Source organism: Actinoallomurus vinaceus (assembly GCF_039542055.1).
Taxonomy (GTDB): Bacteria; Actinomycetota; Actinomycetes; order Streptosporangiales; family Streptosporangiaceae; genus Actinoallomurus; species Actinoallomurus vinaceus.
Genome location: NZ_BAABHK010000012.1, coordinates 189,307 through 209,281, shown reverse-complemented (window position 1 = coordinate 209,281; position 19,975 = coordinate 189,307). Strand labels below are relative to the sequence as shown.

The following is a 19,975-nucleotide window of genomic DNA, read 5'->3' as shown; positions in this document are numbered from 1 at the left end:
GTGCCCGGCCACGGTGGCCGGCGGGCGTCTCGCCCGCCGACCACCGGCGGCCTTCACCTGCCTTCTAGGAAGAGAGGAGTTACTTCACGCCCATCTGGACGAAGTCGTACTCGCCGTTCAGGCCCTGGTTGATGAACGCGTTCTTGACGTTCGCCGGCCGGTACATCAGGCCCTTGACGTTCAGGAACGGCACGATGTAGGCGTCGTCCATGACCTTGGCGTCGATCTGGGCCCACAGGTCGTTCCGGGCGGTCGTGTCGGCGGTGACCACGGCCTTGTCGAGCGTCTTGTCGACCTCAGGGTCCTTGACGCCGAGGTTGGTGTTACCGGCCTCGCGGATGACACGGCTGTCGACGATCTGGGACAGGTAGCCGAAGCCCTCCGGCCAGTCCGCCGCCCACGCCATCATCATCAGGCCGAGGCCGTTCTTCTTCACGTATTCCGGCTTACCGGCGTACAGCTTGAAGTAGTCGCCCTGCGGGAACTTCTTGATCTCGGCCTGGATGCCGACCTTGGCGAGGCTCTGCTGCAGCGCGAGCGCGGCGTTGACCTCCTTGGTCCGCTCGGTGCGGGCGCTGATCACGGTCTTGAAGCCGTTGGGCTGGCCGCAGGCGGCGAGCTCCTGCTTGGCCTTGGCGATGTCGCCGTGGTTGTCCGCGCCGGACGGGTAGGGGTTCATGTCCTTGCTGCCCGCCAGCACCGGCATGATGAGGTGCGTGGCGATGTCGCCGCCCGACAGCGGGCCGCCGAACGCGGTCTGCATGGCCTGCTTGTCGGCCGCGTACTCGATCGCCTTGCGGCAGTGGACGTTGTCGAACGGCTTGACGTCACCGGAGACCGCGACATACCAGAGGCGGGCCGTCGGGGCGGCGTCAGCGTTCTTCTTCAGCTGCGGCTGCGACTGGATCTTGGCCGCGGCCGCCGCCTGCACGCCCGTGCTCTGCACGTCGCTCTGCAGGGAGCCGTTGATGAGGCGGTTGTCGACGTCGTCGGCGTTGATGCCGAGCTGGACCTCGACCCGGTCGGGCAGCTGCTTGCGGTTCGGGTCGGTGCTGGGGTCCCAGTTGGTGTTGCGGACCAGCGTGATCGACTTGCCCGGCGTGTAGTTCTCGAACTTGTACGGGCCGGTGGCGACGACGTGCTGCTTGTAGTTCGCGCCCGTGTCCTTGGCCGGCGGCACCGGCATCGTGGACGGCTGCATCGCGAAGTAGTCGAACGCGCCGAACGGCTTCTTCAGGTGGAAGATGATCGTCGAGTCGTCCGGCGTCTCGACGGCCTTCAGGCCCAGCTTGCCGGGGGTCTTGTCGTTGTAGGGCGAGGTGTAGCCCTGCAGGTCGAGGTAGTCGTTGAAGTACGTCGGCCCGTTCGGGAACGTCTTCTTGTCCAGCGTCCGCTCGACGTCGTACTTGATGTCCTGCGCCTTGACGGGCGTGCCGTCCTCGTACTTGATGCCCGGCTTGAGCTTGTAGGTCCAGGTCTTCAGGTCGGCGCTGTGCTGGCCCGGGCCCTGCGCGAGGTCGGGGGTCAGCTGGAGGCCGTCCTTGCCCGGCACGGACTTGAACATCATCAGCGTCCGTCCGTAGAACCGCGCGAAGTTCCACGAGAACGCGTAGTAGGTGTCCGCGGGGTCGACGTTGTCCCAGTCACCCGCGTTGGCCAGGTGCAGCGTGCCCCCGGTCTTGGTCGACGGGTTCACGGCCCGGGTAAGGCCGGCGTTGAACGAGCCGTCACCGCTGCTGCTCCCGCCCGAACCACCGCTCCCGCCGCCGCAGGCGGCCAGGGTGAGGGTCGCCGCGAGCCCCGTCGCGACGAGAGGGATTGATCTCCTCATTTGGCTACGTTCCTCCTTGTGGGATTCTTCCTGGCGAAAGCACGTGGTTCAGCGGGCACGCGGGTCCAGAGCGTCGCGGAGGCCGTCGCCGAACAGGTTGAACGCGAGCACCGTCACGAAGATCGCGACGCCCGGCACGATCATGAACCAGGGGTCGACCGAGTAGATCGGGACCGCCTGGGAGAGCATGCCGCCCCACGTCGGGGTCGGCTCGTTGACGCCGACACCGAGGTAGGACAGTGCCGCCTCGAACAGGATGTTCGTCGGGATCAGCAGGGTGGAGTACACCAGGATCGGGCCGACGAGGTTCGGCAGCAGCTCGCGGAACAGGATGTACGGGGCGCGCGCTCCCATCGCCCGCGCGGCGTCGACGAACTCCCGCTCGCGTAGCGACAGCGTCTGGCCGCGGATGATCCGGCCGATGTACGCCCAGTTGAAGAAGCCGATGATGAAGATCAGCAGACCGACGCGCAGGCCGTTGCCGGACAGCCCGAAGACCTTGCCCTGCACGACGCCGGCGAGCGCGATGGCGAACAGCAGGATCGGGAAGGCGAGGAAGACGTCCATCGCGCGGGCGATCACCGTGTCGACCCAGCCGCCGAAGTATCCGGCGATCATGCCGAGGACGGTGCCGATCACCACGGACAGGAGCGTCGCGAGGAAGGCGATGAGCAGCGAGATGCGGGCGCCGTACACGATGCGGCTGAAGATGTCCCGGCCGTTGGTCGGCTCGATGCCGAGCGGGAACTTCGCGCTGATCCCCGAGTGCCACGGGCCGTGCAGCGGGCGCTGGAGGTTCGGGTCGATGAGGTCCTGGTGGAACTGGCTCGGCGGGTGCCCGAACCAGGAGGTCAGCACCGGGGCGAAGATCGCCATGAGGATCAGCAGGACCACCACGACGCCGCCGGTCATCGCGAGCTTGTCGCGCCGCAGCCGCATGAGCGCGATCTGACCGAGCGAGCGCCCCTCGATCTTGCGCGCGCCGCCGAGGACGGCATCGGGTCTTGCCTCGAGCTCCGACCCGGTGACCTCGATCGGTGCGGTCACGACAGGTACCTCCCACGTTCGCACGCTTGGTTCATCCAAGGACCATCCCGAAGTCCCCCTGAGGACTCCGGCCATTTCGGTCCATCGGAGAGGGAACCTATCCTCTCCAGGATGACTCTCACGCCCGTGAGCAGCCTGGCGCTAGTACCCGTGTCTCGATTGTGATCTCGTCGTCATCAAGGGCAGATGTGATCTCGGAAGGCGTGAACCGCCGGACGCGGAGCGTTACTCTCTTTTCATATCTTCGCAGGTCATCAGCTGATACCGCGGTTCTTCAAAATCTTTTCGATCTCCGCGAGGTCCGGGTCGACGGCCGATCCCGGAGTCGTCCGGCGGCTCTCGAGCTCGCTCTTCGCCGCACCCTTGGGCGCGCTCTTGGGCTCCTTGGGAGCGCTCTTGCGACGGGGCTCGTCCTCGGCCGGTGAGCCACTGCGCAGCATGACGCCCGAGACGACGTAGAGGAGCGCGCCGAGCCCGAACAGGGCCACTCCGGCCCACTTGACCGGACTGAACGCCAGATCGGCCAGGAACTTGGTCAGGCCGGTGAGGTAGGCGCCCATCGGCACCATGGACCAGGCGGCACCCCGCATGCCCGAGGCGGCCCCGCGCCTGCGGTAGGCCCCCCAGCTGCCCAGCAGGCCCAGCACCGTGGCCGCCAGGCTGATCGTGAACAGAAGGACATCGCTCATTGCCGCACCTCACCGCAGCGGGGCGGCCCTTCCGGCGCGGACGGACGCCCGCCGGCCCGGCCGGGCCTCACCCCGACCCCTTGTCGTGACCTCTCCATCGTGACACGTCATGACGCGTTCGGCACTCCTCCTCCGGGACCGTTCCGGGTACTCCCCTGGCATGACCCCGGACACGCCCTGAGGCGACCGGTCAGATCAGGGCCCGGAGGCGGTCCAGGTCGATCTCGCGCAGGGACGTCACGACGGTACGGCGCGGCGCCGCGTCGATCGGCACCACGCTGGGCACCGCGACGACGTGGCAGCCGGCGGCCGCGCCGCTGGTCGCTCCGTTGAGCGAGTCCTCCAGGGCGACGCAGCGGCGCGGGTCGACGTCCAGGAGGCGGGTCGCCGCGAGGTACGGCTCGGGATGGGGCTTCGTGCGGCTCACCTCGTCGCCGGCGACCGTCACGGTGAAGCTGTCGCGTCCCAGGCCGTCGAGGGCGTGCTCCATCAGCGCTCGGTGGGTGGAGGACACTAGGGCGGACGGCAGGCCGGCGGCGCGGACCTCGTCGAGCAGGTCGCGGGCACCGGGCATCAGCGGGACGTCGGCGCGCAGCCGTTCGGCCATCGCGTCGAGCAGCCTGCGGCCGACCTCTTCGGGGGTGGCGGGAATACCGGTCAGCTCCAGCATGTAGGCGACCGTGCGGTCGAGCGAGCCGCCGACCAGGAACTCCTGGTGCTCCGGCCCCCACGACCCGCCGAGCCAGGCCATCACCTCGGCCTCGGCCTCCAGCCAGAGCCGCTCGGAGTCGAGCAGCAACCCGTCCATGTCGAACAGGACCGCCTGCAGCACCCGCACCATCTCCTTCATCCCCCGCGGAAATGGGGCAACGAAGGGTACCCGCGGCGGGCGGCGCACCGGGAAACGGGACGGTGGGGCTCAGGTGGACGTCAGGTGTTGAAGTACTTCGCCTCCGGGTGGTGCACGATGATCGCGTCGGTGGACTGCTCGGGGACGAGCTGGAACTCCTCCGACAGCGTCACGCCGACGCGGTCGGGCCGCAGCAACTCGACGATCTTCGCGCGGTCCTCGAGGTCCGGGCAGGCGCCGTAGCCGAGGGAGAACCGCGCGCCCCGGTAGCCGAGCTTGAAGAACTCCTCGATGTCGCCGGGGTCCTCGCCGCCGAATCCCAGCTCCGAGCGGACGCGGGTGTGCCAGTACTCGGCGAGCGCCTCGGCGAGCTGCACCGACAGGCCGTGCAGCTCGAGGTAGTCGCGGTAGGCGTTCTTCTCGAACAGCTCCTGGGTGGCCTTGCTGATCCTCGAGCCGACCGTCACGAGCTGGAAGCCGATCACGTCGGTCGCCCCGGACTCGCGGGACCGGAAGAAGTCCGCGAGGCACAGGTGCCGATCGCGTCGCTGCCGGGGGAAGGTGAACCGGGTGCGCTCGGTCCCGTCGGTGTTCAGTACGACCACGTCGTCGCCCTCGCTGACGCACGGGAAGTAGCCGTACACGACGCCGGCCTCGACGAGCCCCTCGGTCTGGATGCGGTCCAGCCACATCCGCAGCCGGGGCCGCCCCTCGGTCTCCACGAGCTCCTCGTACGAGGGGCCGTCGCCGCCGCGCGATCCTCGCAGGCCCCACTGGCCCATGAAGGTGGCGCGCTCGTCGAGGAAGGCGGCGTAGTCGGCCATCGGGACGCCCTTGACGACCCGGTCGCCCCAGAACGGGGGCTCGGGGACCTTGTTGTCGGTGGCCACGTCGGAGCGCTTCGGCATGTCCTCCGGCTCGGTGACCTTGAGCTTCGCGCCGCCGCCGGCGACGCGGCGCCGGCGCAGCGGCGGCAGCGCCGCGCCCTCCTCACCGCGCTTGACCGCCATGACCGCGTCCATGAGACGCAGCCCCTCGAAGGCGTCGCGGGCGTAGCGGACCTCGCCGTCGAACAGCTCGGCGAGGTCCTGCTCGACGTAGGCGCGGGTGAGCGCCGCGCCGCCCAGCAGCACGGGCCAGCGGTCGCCGAGCCCCCGGGAGTTCAGCTCCTCGAGGTTCTCCTTCATGATCACCGTGGACTTGACCAGGAGACCGGACATGCCGATCACGTCGGCGCGGTTCTCCTTGGCCGCGTCGAGGATCGCCGACATCGGCTGCTTGATGCCGAGGTTGATCACCTCGTAGCCGTTGTTGGACAGGATGATGTCGACGAGGTTCTTGCCGATGTCGTGGACGTCGCCCTTGACGGTGGCCAGCACGATGCGGCCCTTGCCGCCCTCGTCGGTCTTCTCCATGTACGGCTCGAGGTAGGCCACCGCGGTCTTCATCACCTCGGCGGACTGCAGCACGAACGGCAGCTGCATCTCGCCGGAGCCGAACAGCTCGCCCACGGTCTTCATGCCGTCGAGCAGCACGTCGTTGACGATCTCCAGGGCCGGGCGCTGGGCCAGGGCCTCGTCCAGGTCGGCGTTCAGGCCGTCGAGCTCACCGTCGATGATGCGCCGCTTCAGCCGCTCCCACAGCGGCAGGCCGGCGAGCTCGGCCGCCCGGTCGGCGCGCATGGCCGCCGCGTCGACGCCCTCGAACAGCTCCAGGAACCGCTGCAGCGGGTCGTAGCCGTCCCGGCGCCGGTCGTAGACGAGATCGAGCGCCACCTGACGCTGCTCGTCGGGGATCCGCGCCATCGGGAGGATCTTGGAGGCGTGCACGATCGCGGAGTCGAGGCCCGCGTTGACGCACTCGTTGAGGAAGACGGAGTTGAGGACGATGCGGGCGGCCGGGTTGAGGCCGAAGGAGACGTTGGACAGGCCGAGCGTGGTCTGGACGCTCGGATGGCGGTGCTTGATCTCACGGATCGCGTCGATCGTCTCGACGGCGTCGCGCCGCGACTCCTCCTGACCGGTGCCGATCGTGAACGTCAGGCAGTCGATGATGATGTCCTCGGGCCGCATGCCCCACGTGCCGGTCAGGTCCGCGATCAGCCGGTCGGCGACGCGGGCCTTCCACTCCGCCGTACGGGCCTGGCCCTCCTCGTCGATCGTCAGGGCGATGACGGCGGCGCCGTGCTCCTTGACGACCGGCATGAGCCGGGCGGTGCGGGACTCCGGGCCGTCGCCGTCCTCGTAGTTGACCGAGTTGATGACGGCGCGGCCGCCGAGCATCTCCAGCCCGGCCTGGATGACCGGCGGCTCCGTCGAGTCGAGCACGATCGGCAGGGTGGAGGCGGTGGCGAACCGGAACCCCAGCTCCTTCATGTCGGCGACGCCGTCGCGGCCGACGTAGTCCACGCACAGGTCGAGCAGGTGGGCGCCGTCACGGGCCTGGTCGCGGGCGATCTTGACGCAGTCGTCCCAGCGGCCCTCCAGCATCGCCTCCCGGAACGCCTTGGAGCCGTTGGCGTTGGTGCGCTCCCCGATCGCCAGGTAGGAGGTGTCCTGCCGGAACGGCACGTGCTGGTAGAGCGAGGCGGCGCCGGCCTCCGGCCGCGGCCTGCGGGTGGTCACCTCCCGCCCCCGGACCCTCTCCACGACGCGGCGCAGGTGCTCGGGGGTGGTGCCGCAGCAGCCGCCGACCAGCGACAGGCCGAACTCGCGGGTGAAGGTGTCGTGCGCGTCGGCCAGTTCCTCCGGCGTCAGCGGGTAGAACGCGCCGTCGGAGGTCAGCTCCGGCAGCCCGGCGTTGGGCATGCAGGACAGCGCGGTGCCGCCGTGCCGGGCGAGGTAGCGCAGGTGCTCGCTCATCTCGGCCGGGCCGGTCGCGCAGTTGAGGCCGATGACGTCGAGCTCGAGCGGCTCCAGGGCGGTCAGCGCCGCGCCGATCTCCGAGCCGAGCAGCATCGCGCCGTTCTGCTCGATGGTGACCTGCCCGATGAGGACCGTACCGGTGCCGGCCTCGGCGATCGCCCGCTTGGCGCCGATGATGGCCGCCTTCGCCTGCAGCAGGTCCTGGCAGGTCTCGACGATGAGGGCGTGCGCGCCGCCCGCGATCAGGCCGGCGGCGTTGCGCTCGTACGCGTCGCGCAGCTCGGCGAAGGACACGTGGCCGAGCGTCGGCAGCTTCGTGCCCGGGCCCATCGAGCCCAGGACCCAGCGCGGCCGGTCCGGCGTCGACAGCTCCGCGGCGACCTCGCAGGCGATCCTCGCCCCCGCCTCCGACAGCTCCTCGATCCGCTCGGTGATGCCGTACTCGCCGAGGTTGCCGAGGTTGGCGCCGAAGGTGTTGGTCTCGACGCAGTCGACGCCGGCGGCGAAGTACTCGGCGTGGACCCGGCGCACGATGTCCGGGCGGGTCGCGTTGAGGATCTCGTTGCAGCCCTCATGGCCCTCGAAGTCGTCGAGGGTGGGGCCCGCCGCCTGGAGCATCGTCCCCATGCCGCCGTCGGCCACGACGACTCGGTCACGGAGGGCCTGGCGAAGGGTCTCTGGCGTCGCGCTCATGGGCCCCTAGCCTATCGGCGGCCCACCCGAGCCCCGATCGTGCGCGCCTCGAGCCGCCGCACGGCCGAACGTGATCGACGTCTCCGCCCGCGTGCGTTCCGTAACCGTTACGGTCGAGGCGCGTTGTGACTTAGAGATCAGATCTGGGAGGGCCCGTGGGTTCGTACAGCACCGTCCTCGTCGGCACCGACGGTTCCACATCCTCGTTCCGGGCGGTCGAGGCCGCGGCGCGGATCGCGGCCGACGCCGGTGCGACGCTGGTCCTCGCCTGCGCCTACCAGCCGATGCCCGCCCGCGAGCGTCAGCACGCCGCCGACCGGCTCGGCGACCTCGCCTACAAGGTCGAGGGCTCCACGCCCGCCGACGACGCGCTGCGCGCCGCCCGCGAGCGGGCCGTCGCCGCCGGCGCCCGCGACATCGACGAGGTCGCGGTCGAGGGCGACGCCGTCGACACCCTGGTGGAACTGGCCGTCGACCGCCGCGCCGACCTCGTCGTGGTCGGCAATCGCGGGCTGAACAGCCTCGCGGGCCGGATACTGGGCTCCGTGCCGGCGAACCTGTCCCATCGCGCCCCCTGTGACGTCCTCATCGTCCGCACCACCGACGGCCGGTGACGGCCTCCGTGAAACCTGACGTGATCTCAAGGGGACGCCAGGGCGCGTACAGGACATAGGCTGGACATGTCGTTTATCGGACGTCGATGGGGAGGCAGCGCGTGGTCGAGCTCGACGATGTGCCGGAGCTCGTCGAGCCGGTGGTGATCGCCGCCTTCGAGGGGTGGAACGACGCCGGCGAAGCGGCGAGCGGTGTGATCCGCCACCTGGAGGAGAGCTGGGGTGCCACCCCGCTGGCGGCGCTCGACCCGGACGACTACTACGACTTCCAGGTGACGCGGCCCACCGTCGAGATGGTCGACGGGCAGACCCGGCGCATCAGCTGGCCGACGACCCGCCTGTCACTGGCCAAGCTGCCGGGCTCCGACCGTGACGTGGTGCTGATCCATGGCATCGAGCCGAACATGCGCTGGCGGGCGTTCTGCCGGGACCTGGTCGGCATCATGCTGGAGCTGGGTGCCCAGACCGTCGTGCTGCTCGGCGCGCTGCTGGCCGACGCCCCGCACACCCGTCCCGTGCCGGTGACCGCGGCCTCCTCCGACGACGGCCTGGCCAAGCGGATGCGGCTCGAGCCGGCCCGGTACGAGGGGCCGACGGGCATCCTGGGCGTGCTCCAGGACGCCTGCGCGAACGCCGACCTGGAGACGGTCTCCCTGTGGGCCGCGGTACCGCACTACGTGGCGCAGCCGCCGTCCCCGAAGGCGACGCTGGCGCTGCTGCGGTGGGTCGAGGACGTCCTCGACGTCTCGGTGTCCCTCGGCGAGCTGCCCGAGCAGGCGCGGGCCTGGGAGAACGGCGTCAACGAGCTGGCCGAGCAGGACACGGAGGTCGCGGAGTACGTCCGCGCCCTGGAGGAGCAGAAGGACGCCACCGAGCTTCCGGAGGCCAGCGGCGACGCGATCGCCCGGGAGTTCGAGCGCTACCTGCGCCGCCGCGGCGACTCCGAATAAGCGAACCCCCGCCGGGGGTCCGAAACAGGCGAAGAGCCCGCCGGGGCTGCGAACGGCCCCGGCGAGGCACCGGGTCGGTGAGGCACCTGGGCGGGGCTTCCGCACCGCCGGTGCGTCTTACGGGGCGCCGGCCGATGTGCCTTGTGGGGCGCCAGGTCGGTGAACGGTCCGGCGAGGCCTCCTGACCGGTGGAGAGCCTTGGGGCGCGCCAAGTCGGTGAACGGTCCGGCGAGGCTCCGGCCACCGCAGAGCCCGGCGCGACGGCGAGTGACCCCGGCGAGGCGCGTGCCTCGCCGGGGGACCGTCACAGTTCGATGCCGAGGAGCGCGTCGATGGCGGTGCGGACCAGCCCGGGCACGGCGGTGTCCGCCTCCCGATCCTCGTCGGTGACACCGAGGGCGTGGTCGGCCCAGCGGTCGACGGCGAGGAGCGCCGCGGGGGCGTCGAGGTCGTCGGCGAGGTGCCGCCGGATCCGGCCCACGACGTCGCCCGCCGGGGGCGCCGCCGGCAGCAGGACCGCCTCCCGCCAGCGGGCCAGGCGTGCCTGGGCGCGGGTCAGGTCGTCCGCGGTCCACTCCCAGTCGGACCGGTAGTGGTGGTCGAGCAGCGCGAGCCGGATCGCCATCGGGTCTGTGCCGTCGGCGCGCAGGCGGGACACGAAGACCAGGTTGCCGCGCGACTTGGACATCTTCTCGCCGTCCAGGCCGACCATGCCCGCGTGGACGTACGCCTTGGCGTGCGGGTGCTCCCCCGTGGCGACCTCGGCGTGGGAGGCGCCCATCTCGTGGTGGGGGAAGACGAGGTCCGAGCCGCCGCCCTCGATGTCGAAGGCCATGCCGAGGTTGTGTATGGAGATCGCCGAGCACTCGACGTGCCAGCCGGGCCGGCCCCGCCCGAACGGGGAGTCCCAGGCCGGCTCTCCGGGGCGTTCGGCCTGCCACAGGAGGGCGTCCAGGGGGTCCTTCTTGCCCTTGCGGGCGGGATCGCCGCCGCGCTCGGCGAACAGCGGCAGCATCTCCTTCGGCGACAGGCCGCTCACCGATCCGAACGACGGGTCGGCGGAGATCGGGAAGTACAGGTCGCCGTCCAGCTCGTACGTCGCGCCCTTGGACCGGAGCAGCTCGATGAACTCGACGATCAACGGGATCGACTCGACGGCGCCGACGTACTCACGGGGAGGGAGCACGCGCAGGGCGGTCATGTCGTCGCGGAACAGCGCGATCTCCCGCTCGGCCAGCACCCGCCAGTCCTCCCCCGTCTGCCCGGCGCGCTCGAGCAGGGGGTCGTCGACGTCGGTGGTGTTCTGCACGTAGTGGACGTCGTGCCCGGCGTCGCGCCACACGCGGTTGACCAGGTCGAACGCGAGGTAGGTCGCGGCGTGACCCAGATGGGTCGCGTCGTAGGGCGTGATGCCGCAGACGTACATCCGCGCGGTCGGGCCGGGATCGGTGGGGCGTACGGCGCCGGCGGCCGAGTCGTAGACGCTCAGCCGGACGTCGCCGGGGGCGGGAAGGCCGTGTTCGGCCAGGCTGGGGACCTTGGGGGCGGGCCACGATCGCATACCCTGCAGCCTAACCGCAGCGGCCGGGCGGGCCGTCGAGCAGGTTCGGCCCACGGACGATCATTCAGATACCCGGACACGGTTCCAACACACGGGCAAAGGGTAAAGAGTCGCCCATGTGGCGTGGAATAACTGCTGGTCCATCGGCGATGTGGAAGTCTGGATGCGCCTGTCCCCTCCCCCTAGTCTGAGCCCACGCTGTGTCGAAACACCGTAGGAAACGTCGTCGCCCGCCGCTGGCGGGCCTTTCCGTGTGGGCGGGAACGCTCGCGCTGGCGCTCGGGCTCGCGTACGTGACCATCAACGTGGGCCTGCACCACGGCTCGGCCGACACCCGCCCGAAGGACCTCGACACCCCGTCCCCGGCGCGCCCCGGGCTGACGCTGATCAAGGTCACCGACCCGGCCGACCACAAGACGTACGGCGTGTACGTGTGGCGTCCCGACGTGCCGGAGACGCGCAAACTGCCCGTCCTGTACTTCCTGCACGGCGTGCCCAGCGACCCCAAGACCCTGATCGAGGACGAGGGGCTCGGCCGGCAGGTCGCGGCGTACGTCGCCCACGGGGGCACGCCGTTCGTGCTGGCGGTGCCGGACGGCAACGGCAGCCACCACGACGACACCGAGTGGGCGAACGCCGTCGACGGGTCCGACCGGGTCGAGGACCGGGTGCTCGATGAGGTGATCCCCGCCGTCGAGGGCCGGCACCGCCGCGACGCCGCGCACCGCGCCATCGCCGGCTTCTCCATGGGCGGGTACGGCTCGATGAACCTCGCGCTGCGGCACCCCGACGTGTTCGGCGCGGTGGCCTCGATCTCCGGCTACTTCCACGTCGACGACCCGTCGCACATGTTCGCCGACAAGGACGACGTCATCGCCGCGAACCGGCCGGACCAGAACCTCGCCGCCGCGCGGCGGCTCAGGATCTTCCTGGCCGCGGCCGAGAGCGACGACAACGACGTCATCAAGGGCGAGCCGCAGCGGTTCAAGAAGCTGCTCGACGCGGCGGGGGTGCCGGCCGTGCTCGACGTACGCGCCGGCAGCCATGACTGGGACTACGTGCGCAGCGTTCTCCCAGACGCCTTCGGATTCCTCGCCCAGGGCTGGACGAAGGCCGGAGCGCCGGGCCCCGTGAGCGACTCACCCACTCCCACCGACTCACCCACTCCCACGGGCTCACCGCAGTAGCCCGCCGTCCGTCCTCGCGCCCGCCTTGGCGGCCGCGCTCCGTCCCTCGTCCGGCGACCGGCGCCGGAACGCCAGGCCTACAGGGACGGGCCAGGGGATGGCGGGCCTACAGGGGCGGCCAGGGGATGGCGGGCCAGTCCTCCGGTGGGTAGGGGTGGATCCGGTGTTTGAGCATGAGCTCGATGCGGCCGTGGATCGCCTCGATCTCCTCGCCGGTCAGCAGCGCGGACAGCCGGCGGGCGAAGCCGCCCCGGGTGAAGGTGCGGCGTACTCGCTGCAGGGCGTCGACGGCCTCGGAGGTGAGGGGCTTGCCCCGCCACTGCCACAGCACGGTGCGGAGCTTGTACTCGGCGGAGAAGCACACCCCGTGGTCGCAGCCGTAGACGTGGCCGCCCTGGATCGGCAGGAGGTGGCCGATCTTCCGGTCGGCGTTGTTGACCACGGCGTCGAAGACGGCCATGCGGCGCACGGCCGGGTCGTCGCCGCGCGACAGCGCCAGCAGGTCGACCTCGGTGTCGTGCTCGATCCACAGCTGCACCATGCCGGGCCCGAAGGGGCCGTCGCGGTGCACGGTCGGCGGCACGACCTGCCAGCCCATCTCCTCGGAGACCAGGTAGGCGGCGACCTCGCGGCCCGCCAGGGTGCCGTCGGGGAAGTCCCACAGCGGGCGCTCGCCGGACACGGGTTTGTAGACGCAGTTGGCCCGCATGCCGTCATAGGTGATCGAGCAGTACAGCGTCGCGTTGCTGGCCGCGACGAGTCGCCCTTCGATGGTGATGTCGCCGTGCTGCAGAAGGCGGAGGGCGGCCTCGGTGTCGGCGGGCGTCAGTGCGCCGTCACCGCCGACGCCGGACCTGGAGGGCTGACTCATGGCTCTAAGTGTCCAGGGGATCGAGGTCTCAGCCAAGATGGCCGTTCTGCCGAGGGCACACGTGGCCCTGGGCGTCGAGCGGGAGCCCGCACAGCGGGCACGGCGGCCGTCCCGCCGCGACGATCTTCAGGGCCCGCTGCGCGAACGCGCGGGCCTGGGCGGCTGTGATGCGCACCCGCAGCACGGCGACGACAGGGTCCTCGCTGCCGATGTCGGCCTCGTCGTCCTCGCGCTCGGTCATCTCCTGGGCCTCGATGACGACGCGCTGATCCTCCGGGTCCCAGGCGAGGGCCATGGTCCCGACCCGGAACTCCTCTTCGATCGGCTGCTCGAGGGGCTCGTCGTCCTGCAGCTCGACGGGCGCGACCGCGGGCACCATCGGGGCGCCCCCGCCCTGGCGCAGGACCTCGTCCAGGAGCTCCTCGAGGCGTTCGGCCAGCAACGTCACCTGGAACTTCTCCAGTCCCACGCTGGTGACGCGGCGTCCGTCCCGCGCCTGGAGAAAGAAGGCGCGGTCGCCCGGCTGGCCGACGGTGCCCGCCACGAACCTGTCGGGCATGTCGTATGCGATGACCGGCATGAGGATGACCCTACGCTCCGCCGCCGACCGCCGCGTCACTGTCCCGCCCCGACTTCGCAAGAAGATCGTCGACTCGGCCGCCGACGTCGTTCAGGCGGACGAGGAACGGGCGCAGCTCGGTGTAGCGGATGACGGTGAGAGCCGCCGGATCGGCCTGGATGCGCTGGAACTGGTCCAGGTGGAGACCGAGCGCGTCGGCCACGATCGCCTTGATGATGTCGCCGTGGCTGCAGACGAGGTACGTGGCCTCCGGGGCGAGCCGGTCGTTCCACTCCCGGACCGCGGACACGGCCCGGTGCTGCGCCTCGGCGAGGGACTCCCCGCCCGGGAACCGGGCGGCGCTCGGGTGCGCCTGGACGACCTTCCAGAGGTCTTCCTTGGCCAGTTCCTCGAGCCGGCGGCCGGTCCACTCGCCGTACCGGACCTCGCCGAACCGCTCGTCGGTCTGGACGCCCAGGCCGTCACGGCCGGCCAGGATCGCCTGCGCGGTCTCCTGGCAGCGCTCCAGCGGACTGGAGACGATCATGTCCAGGGACACCGGCGCGAGCCGCGCCGCGAGCTCGGCGACCTGCCGCCGGCCGCGCTCGTCCAGGTGCACCCCCGGCGTCCAGCCCGCGAGCACCGGCCCGGTCATCTCGGTCAGCCCATGGCGTACCAACAGAAGTGTGGCCACCCGGTGAACTCTAGTCGCAGTCCGAACGGCGCTTGCCGCGCGTTTCGCTGGGTAGGCAGTGTTGGACGATTTGTTAACCCCCGATGCGCGACAATGTGTTGCCATGATCATGGATTGCGCCATTTACCGGAAGGGCGAGCGAGAGAGCGTCGACGGCGACCTCAGCGACGCCCTCGACATCGCCCGCGAGAACGGCGACGCCTTCATGTGGATCGGCCTGCACGAGCCGACCCGCGAGGAGTTCGACCTGGTCGCCGGCGAGCTGCAGTTGCACCCCCTCGCGATCGAGGACGCCGTCAACGCCCACCAGCGCCCCAAGCTCGAACGCTACGGCGACACGCTGTTCGTCGTCATCAAGACGCTGCGCTACATCGACGAGACCTCCGACATCGAGGTCGGCGAGATCATGCTGTTCATCGGCGCGGACTTTGTGATCACGGTGCGGCACGGGCAGGGCAGCCCGCTCAAGGAGGTGCGCCGACGGCTGGAGGCCGACCCGGACCTGATGGGCCACGGGCCCGGCGCCGTCCTCTACACGGTCCTCGACGAGGTCGTCGACCGGTACGAGGCGATCGCGCACGAGGTCGAGACCGACATCATCGAGCTGGAGCGCGAGGTCTTCTCGCCGGAACGCATCACGGTGACCGAGAAGATCTACGACCTCAAGCGCGAGGTGCTGGAGTTCCGCGGCGCGGAGGACCCGCTCATCCCGGTCCTGCAGGACATCGTCAAGCGCCGGATCCAGCTCCCGGACGGCACGCTCGAGTACTTCCGCGACGTCCTCGACCACCTGCTGCGCGTCGACGAGCGGGTCGACTCCCATAGCGAGCTGCTGACGAACGTGCTGAACGCGCACCTGGCCCAGGTCGGCATGCAGCAGAACGAGGACATGCGCAAGATCTCCGCCTGGGCGGCGATCCTGGCGGTGCCCACGATGGTGACCGGCGTGTACGGGATGAACTTCGAGCACATGCCGGAGCTGAAGCAGTGGTGGGGCTATCCGGGGGCGCTGCTGCTGATCCTGACGATCTGCGTGGGGCTCTACCGCTGGTTCCGCAAGAGCGGCTGGCTCTGACCCGGCCTCACCTCGCGGTGATCGCTCCGGCGGCGAGCAGGCCGATCAGCACGCCGCCGAGCGCCACGCGGTAGTAGGTGAACACCAGCGTCGAGTGGCGGACCAGGAACTTCAGCAGCCAGGCGATCGAGGCGTACCCGACCACGAACGACACGACGGTGGCGACGGCCGTGCCGGTGACCGGCAGGCCGCCCTCGCTCACCTTGCGCAGTTCGAACAGGCCGGACAGGACCACCGCCGGGATGGACAGCAGGAAGGAGTAGCGCGCCGCGGCCTCGCGCGTGTACCCGAGGAAGAGGCCGCCGGTGATGGTGGAGCCCGACCGCGAGGACCCCGGGATCAGCGCGAGGCACTGGAAGCCGCCGATGATCAGCCCGTCCCGCATGTTCAGGTCGCCGACCTCGAGCTTCTGCCGGCCCGCCCACTCGGCGATCATCATCACCAGGCCCATGACGATGAGCGAGCCCGCGTTGATCCACAGGTTGCGGGCCGGGCCCTCGATCAGGTGGTTGAACGCCAGGCCGGCGACCGAGACGGGGATCGTGCCGAGCCCGACGTACCACCCCATCCGCGCGTCGAGGTGGCCCCGCAGCTCCTTGTCGGTGAGGCTGCGGAACCACGTGCCGATGATGCGCACGATGTCCCGCCAGAAGAAGAGAAGGACCGCGAGCATCGTGCCGAGCTGGATGACCGCCGTGAACGCCGCGCCCGGGTCCTTCCAGCCGAGCAGCCGCGGCACGATCAGAAGATGTGCGGAGCTGGAGATCGGCAGGAACTCGGTGAGGCCCTGCACGATGCCCAACACGGTCGCTTGCACGAAGTTCACGGGTCCGGAGTCTCCTTAACACCCGGCCGGCAGGCGCGGGATCGCCGAATGACGATGGCAGCCTAGTGCCGCGACGGCCCCGGCTCGTCCCATGGGTGGGCGTGTCCCGAGTGCGGACGAAGCTCCTGACTGCCGATACGCTCCGCAGGCATGGAACAGCGTCACCTCGGCCGGAGCGGCCTGGCCGTTTCCCGCTTCGGCCTCGGAACGATGACGTGGGGCGGAGACACCGAGGTCGAGGACGCCGCCGCCCAGCTCGCCGCCTTCGTCGAGGCGGGCGGCACCCTGGTCGACACCGCGGACGTCTACTGCGGCGGCGAGAGCGAGCTCGTGCTCGGCGCGCTCATCGGCCAGGTCGTCGCCCGTGACGACCTGGTGATCGCCACGAAGGCCGTGCTCACCGAGGACGGCACGCGCGACGCCTCCCGGCGTCACCTGCTGCGCGCTCTGGACGCCTCCCTGGAGCGGCTGGGCGTCGACCATGTGGACCTCTGGCAGCTGCACGCGTACGACGCGCGTACCCCGCTCGAGGAGACGCTGTCCGCCCTCGACGACGCCGTCGCCTCCGGCCGCGCGCGCTACACCGGCGTGTCGCACTTCGCCGCGTGGGAGCTCGCCCGCGCCGCGACCTGGCAGAAGGCCTGGCCGGGCCGTACGCCCATCGTCTCCACGCAGGTGGAGTACTCCCTGCTGCGGCGCGACATCGAGGACGACGTGCTGCCCGCGGCGGCCGAGCTCGGCGTCGGCGTGCTGCCCTGCTCGCCGCTCGGCCGCGGAGTGCTCACCGGCAAGTACCGCACCGGCATCCCGGCCGATTCCCGGGCGGCGACCCCGCACTACGCCGAGTTCGTGCAGCCTTACCTCAGCGAGCGGGGCGCGCAGATCGTCGAGTCGGTGTCCACGGCCGCCGAGGGGCTGGGCGTGTCGCCGCTGGCCGTCGCGCTGAGCTGGGTGCGCGACCGGCCCGGCGTGGCCGCCCCGATCGTCGGGGCGCGCACGGCGACCCAGCTGGCCGCGATCCTCAAGGCCGAGGAGGTCACCCTGCCGGCCGAGATCCGCGACGCACTCGACGACGTCTCATCCGAGTGACGCCCTGCCCGGCAGGTACGCCGGCGTCCGGTCGTCCACCAGGTCCCCTCCCCTCCTCCCCATGTGGATCGTCCGGACCCATCGTGGCGGGCGACGGCACTAAAGTGGGCGAGCGATGACTGAGACCTTCTCCGGCCCTCTCTCCGAGGTGACCGAGCTCTTCGCGGCGAACGACGTCCCTGCCCGGCTCGCGCCCGAGGCGCTGGCCCGCCTCGGCGAAGCCGCCGCCCAGACCCTGCGCGACGACCCGTGGCGACTGCTGGAGATCCCCGGCGTCCGGCCCGAGCAGGCTGACTTCTTCGCCCGCCGGCTCCTCGGCTCGGAGGCCGGGCCGCACGATCCGCGCCGCGCGGCGGCGCTCGCCGCGCACCTGCTGCTGCGGGCCGCGGGCGACGGCCACACGGTCACCGCCGCGAAGGCGGTCCTGTCGGCCCTGGAGGCGTTCGACCCGGGCGACGCCGTTGAGGCGCTGCGCGCGTCCATCGCCGCCGGGGAGATCGCGGCGGTGATGGACGAGGCGTCCGAGAACGAGCTGCTCGGCCTGGCCCGCCTCACCACCGCGGAGGAGACGGTCGCCGAGGGCCTGGCGCGGCTCACCGCCACGGCCGACCCGCTGCCCGCCGCCGACGGCGTTCCGGCGGCGGTCTGCGAGAGCGGCGTCAGCGTGCTCGCGGGAGCGCCGGAGGCCGTGGAGGAGGTCCTGCGGCGGCTGCGCGACGTTCCCGGCGTGATCGTCACCGCCTCGACGGACCGGGCCGCGCAGGCGCTCGGCGGAGCCCGGTCCCTGCACCTGCTGCTCGAGCCGGGGCCGGGCGGATACTCCCGCGGGGAGGACCGTCCGCTCGAGGCCGACCTCGTGGTCGTGGCCGAGGCCGACACCCTCGGCGTCGAGCGCGCGGCCGCGCTCGTCGAGGCGTGCATGGACGGCACGCATCTGGTGCTCGCCGGCGACCCGGCGGCGCCGTCGCCGTCCGGCGCGGGCCGCGTCCTCGCCGACGTCATCGCCTCCGGCACGGTGCCGGTGACGGAGCTGCCCGCCGCGCCGCAGGACGTGATCGGCCGGCTCACGGCGGCGACCCGGGAGGGGACCCTCGCCCCGGTGGAGTCCCCGGACCGTGAGGTCGTCATCGTCCCGGCGGCCGAGGCCCGTGAGGCGGCGCACCGCGCGGTCCAGCTCGTCACGGACTCGATCCCCCGCGCGCTGGGCATCCCGGCCGAGGAGATCCTCGCGGTGACGCCCGTGCGCCGCGGGGAGGCGGGCGCCGACGCGCTCAACCGGGCGCTGAAGGACCGGCTCAACCCCGGGCCGGGCCCGTACGACGCCGGTGACCGGGTCGTCGCCGTCACGGACCTGCCGGGCGCCGCGGCGGGCGAGTTCGGCTCGGTGATCGGCACGGACCCTGGCCGGGGCATGCTGGAGGTCGCGTTCCCGTCCGGCAAGGCGACGGTCCCCGCGTCGGCGGTGCGGCACGGCTGGGCGGTGACCGTCCTCCGTGCCCAGGGCACACGCTGGCCGGCCGTCGTGGCCGTGCTGCCCGGGGAGGCGGGCGGCGCGCTGTCCCGGCCGCTGACGGTGGGCGCGTTCAGCCGGGCGCGGCGGCATCTGTCGGTGGTGCACGCCGCCGGCCCGGAGCTGGCCCGCGCGGTGCGCGATCGCGCCGAACCGCCCCGCCGCACCCGCCTCGCAGCGCTGCTGCGGGAGAACATGGCCGACCTTTGACCCCTGTCGTTTCCCGCGTTTCCGTGTAACGCTCGTCTCGTTAGACCGGTTGTCAGTAACAACGGGAGACGATTCAGGGAGCGACATGGCCTCAAGGCGAGACTGGCGGCGCGTCGGCGCCGCGTCGGCGACGGTGTCCGCCGGCGCGGTGGTGTTCTTCACGGCCGGCGCCGGCCCGGCGTCGGCGGGAGGTCGGTCGGGGCAGGCCGGGAGGTCGGTCGGGGTCGGTTGGTCGGGGCAGGTCGGTCGGGAGCGAAGCGACTCGCGCACCACGGTCCGTACTGCGGGCGAGTGCAAGCTCGGTCCCCTCCTCTGCAGCGTCCTGGGCGGCGGCACGGGTACGCCGGCGTCGCCGCCGAAGTCGGGCGGAGGCGGATCCACCAAGCCGAAGCCGAAGCCGAAGCCGAGGTCCACGCCGAAGACCAGGCCGTCCTCCGGTCACTCCGGGTCCGGTTCGGGTGGCGGGTCGCACTCGGGATCGGGCGGCGGGTCGGGATCCGGCTCGGTGGATCAGCCGGTCGCTCCCCCGGCGGCGGGCACGACCGGGTCCGCGCCACAGGTGGCCGCGCCGCAGCAGCAGGGCCCCGCGCTGCCCGACATCACCTCCCAGAACCCGCTCGTGTACCCGCAGGACTCGCCGGTCCGGCAGGAGCAGCCGGCGCGTCTGGTGGCCGCCAGCGCCCCCGAGGGCGAGTCCGTTCCGCCGCTGCTCGTGGCGACCGCCTCCGGGCTGATCGGCGCGGTCACGGCGCTGAACCTCAGCGTGCTGAACCGCCGCCTGCGCCGGCCGCGCTCCCGCTGACGCGTGCGCTCGGCCGTGGCCGGAGAGCCCCACCGTCGTCCCCGCCCAGGTGG

General features: G+C 71.3%; 17 protein-coding genes. 7 read left to right on the top strand and 10 right to left on the bottom strand.

Going from position 1 to position 19,975, the window contains the following annotated elements:
- Positions 1 to 79: 79 nt before the first annotated feature.
- The 5 genes from ABEA24_RS35545 to metH all read right to left on the bottom strand — a co-directional run bounded on the left by ABEA24_RS35545 (position 80) and on the right by metH (position 7,974).
- Entirely contained in the window at positions 80 to 1,831 is a 1,752-nt protein-coding gene (locus tag ABEA24_RS35545) for an ABC transporter substrate-binding protein (protein WP_345436635.1), read from the bottom strand.
- Positions 1,832 to 1,879: 48 nt separating this feature from the next.
- Positions 1,880 to 2,878: an ABC transporter permease gene (locus tag ABEA24_RS35540; RefSeq protein ID WP_345436633.1), complete on the bottom strand. Its 999-nt coding sequence runs from the start codon at positions 2,876 to 2,878 to the stop codon at positions 1,880 to 1,882.
- Positions 2,879 to 3,132: 254 nt separating this feature from the next.
- A complete protein-coding gene (locus ABEA24_RS35535; protein ID WP_345436631.1) occupies positions 3,133 to 3,567 on the bottom strand; it encodes a hypothetical protein in 435 nt (144 codons plus the stop codon).
- 190 nt (positions 3,568 to 3,757) lie between these two features.
- A complete protein-coding gene (locus ABEA24_RS35530; protein WP_345436629.1) occupies positions 3,758 to 4,417 on the bottom strand; it encodes an HAD family hydrolase in 660 nt (219 codons plus the stop codon).
- An 80-nt stretch (positions 4,418 to 4,497) separates the two neighbouring features.
- Positions 4,498 to 7,974: a methionine synthase gene (gene metH / locus ABEA24_RS35525; RefSeq protein ID WP_345436627.1), complete on the bottom strand. Its 3,477-nt coding sequence runs from the start codon at positions 7,972 to 7,974 to the stop codon at positions 4,498 to 4,500.
- Positions 7,975 to 8,129: 155 nt separating this feature from the next.
- On the opposite strand from metH, the gene ABEA24_RS35520 reads away from it, so the two are divergent.
- Both ABEA24_RS35520 and ABEA24_RS35515 read left to right on the top strand, forming a co-directional pair.
- The gene (locus tag ABEA24_RS35520) at positions 8,130 to 8,588 is read left to right on the top strand and encodes a universal stress protein (protein WP_345436625.1); all 459 of its coding nucleotides are present in this window, start codon (positions 8,130 to 8,132) and stop codon (positions 8,586 to 8,588) included.
- Between the two features lie 101 nt (positions 8,589 to 8,689).
- Positions 8,690 to 9,538 carry a PAC2 family protein gene (locus tag ABEA24_RS35515; RefSeq protein WP_345436623.1) on the top strand — a complete coding sequence of 283 codons (849 nt, stop codon included), beginning with the start codon at positions 8,690 to 8,692 and terminating at the stop codon, positions 9,536 to 9,538.
- A 304-nt stretch (positions 9,539 to 9,842) separates the two neighbouring features.
- Here ABEA24_RS35515 and mshC read toward each other — a convergent pair whose 3' ends face one another.
- Positions 9,843 to 11,099 (bottom strand): cysteine--1-D-myo-inosityl 2-amino-2-deoxy-alpha-D-glucopyranoside ligase, encoded by a 1,257-nt coding sequence (mshC, locus tag ABEA24_RS35510; RefSeq protein WP_345436621.1) that lies wholly within the window; start codon positions 11,097 to 11,099, stop codon positions 9,843 to 9,845.
- A gap of 251 nt (positions 11,100 to 11,350) precedes the next feature.
- On the opposite strand from mshC, the gene ABEA24_RS35505 reads away from it, so the two are divergent.
- The gene (locus ABEA24_RS35505; protein ID WP_345436619.1) at positions 11,351 to 12,286 is read left to right on the top strand and encodes an alpha/beta hydrolase; all 936 of its coding nucleotides are present in this window, start codon (positions 11,351 to 11,353) and stop codon (positions 12,284 to 12,286) included.
- Between the two features lie 106 nt (positions 12,287 to 12,392).
- Here ABEA24_RS35505 and ABEA24_RS35500 read toward each other — a convergent pair whose 3' ends face one another.
- Genes ABEA24_RS35500 through ABEA24_RS35490 form a run of 3 tightly spaced genes read right to left on the bottom strand, consistent with a single transcriptional unit; the run spans position 12,393 to position 14,410 of the window.
- A complete protein-coding gene (locus ABEA24_RS35500) occupies positions 12,393 to 13,157 on the bottom strand; it encodes an SCO1664 family protein (protein WP_345436617.1) in 765 nt (254 codons plus the stop codon).
- 28 nt (positions 13,158 to 13,185) lie between these two features.
- The gene (locus ABEA24_RS35495; protein WP_345436615.1) at positions 13,186 to 13,737 is read right to left on the bottom strand and encodes a DUF3090 domain-containing protein; all 552 of its coding nucleotides are present in this window, start codon (positions 13,735 to 13,737) and stop codon (positions 13,186 to 13,188) included.
- A gap of 10 nt (positions 13,738 to 13,747) precedes the next feature.
- Complete coding sequence (locus ABEA24_RS35490) at positions 13,748 to 14,410, bottom strand: histidine phosphatase family protein (RefSeq protein ID WP_345436612.1); 663 nt, start codon at positions 14,408 to 14,410, stop codon at positions 13,748 to 13,750.
- A gap of 103 nt (positions 14,411 to 14,513) precedes the next feature.
- Here ABEA24_RS35490 and corA point away from each other — a divergent pair, with 103 nt between their 5' ends.
- Entirely contained in the window at positions 14,514 to 15,485 is a 972-nt protein-coding gene (corA, locus tag ABEA24_RS35485) for a magnesium/cobalt transporter CorA (protein WP_345436610.1), read from the top strand.
- A 7-nt stretch (positions 15,486 to 15,492) separates the two neighbouring features.
- On the opposite strand, the gene ABEA24_RS35480 is transcribed toward corA, so the two are convergent.
- Positions 15,493 to 16,311, bottom strand: a complete 819-nt coding sequence (locus tag ABEA24_RS35480; RefSeq protein WP_345436608.1) for an undecaprenyl-diphosphate phosphatase — start codon at positions 16,309 to 16,311, stop codon at positions 15,493 to 15,495.
- 150 nt (positions 16,312 to 16,461) lie between these two features.
- Here ABEA24_RS35480 and ABEA24_RS35475 point away from each other — a divergent pair, with 150 nt between their 5' ends.
- From ABEA24_RS35475 to ABEA24_RS35465, 3 genes are all read left to right on the top strand, one after another.
- A complete protein-coding gene (locus ABEA24_RS35475; protein ID WP_345436606.1) occupies positions 16,462 to 17,400 on the top strand; it encodes an aldo/keto reductase in 939 nt (312 codons plus the stop codon).
- 115 nt (positions 17,401 to 17,515) lie between these two features.
- Entirely contained in the window at positions 17,516 to 19,120 is a 1,605-nt protein-coding gene (locus tag ABEA24_RS35470; RefSeq protein ID WP_345436604.1) for a helix-hairpin-helix domain-containing protein, read from the top strand.
- A gap of 85 nt (positions 19,121 to 19,205) precedes the next feature.
- Entirely contained in the window at positions 19,206 to 19,922 is a 717-nt protein-coding gene (locus ABEA24_RS35465; RefSeq protein ID WP_345436602.1) for a hypothetical protein, read from the top strand.
- Positions 19,923 to 19,975 lie beyond the last annotated feature (53 nt).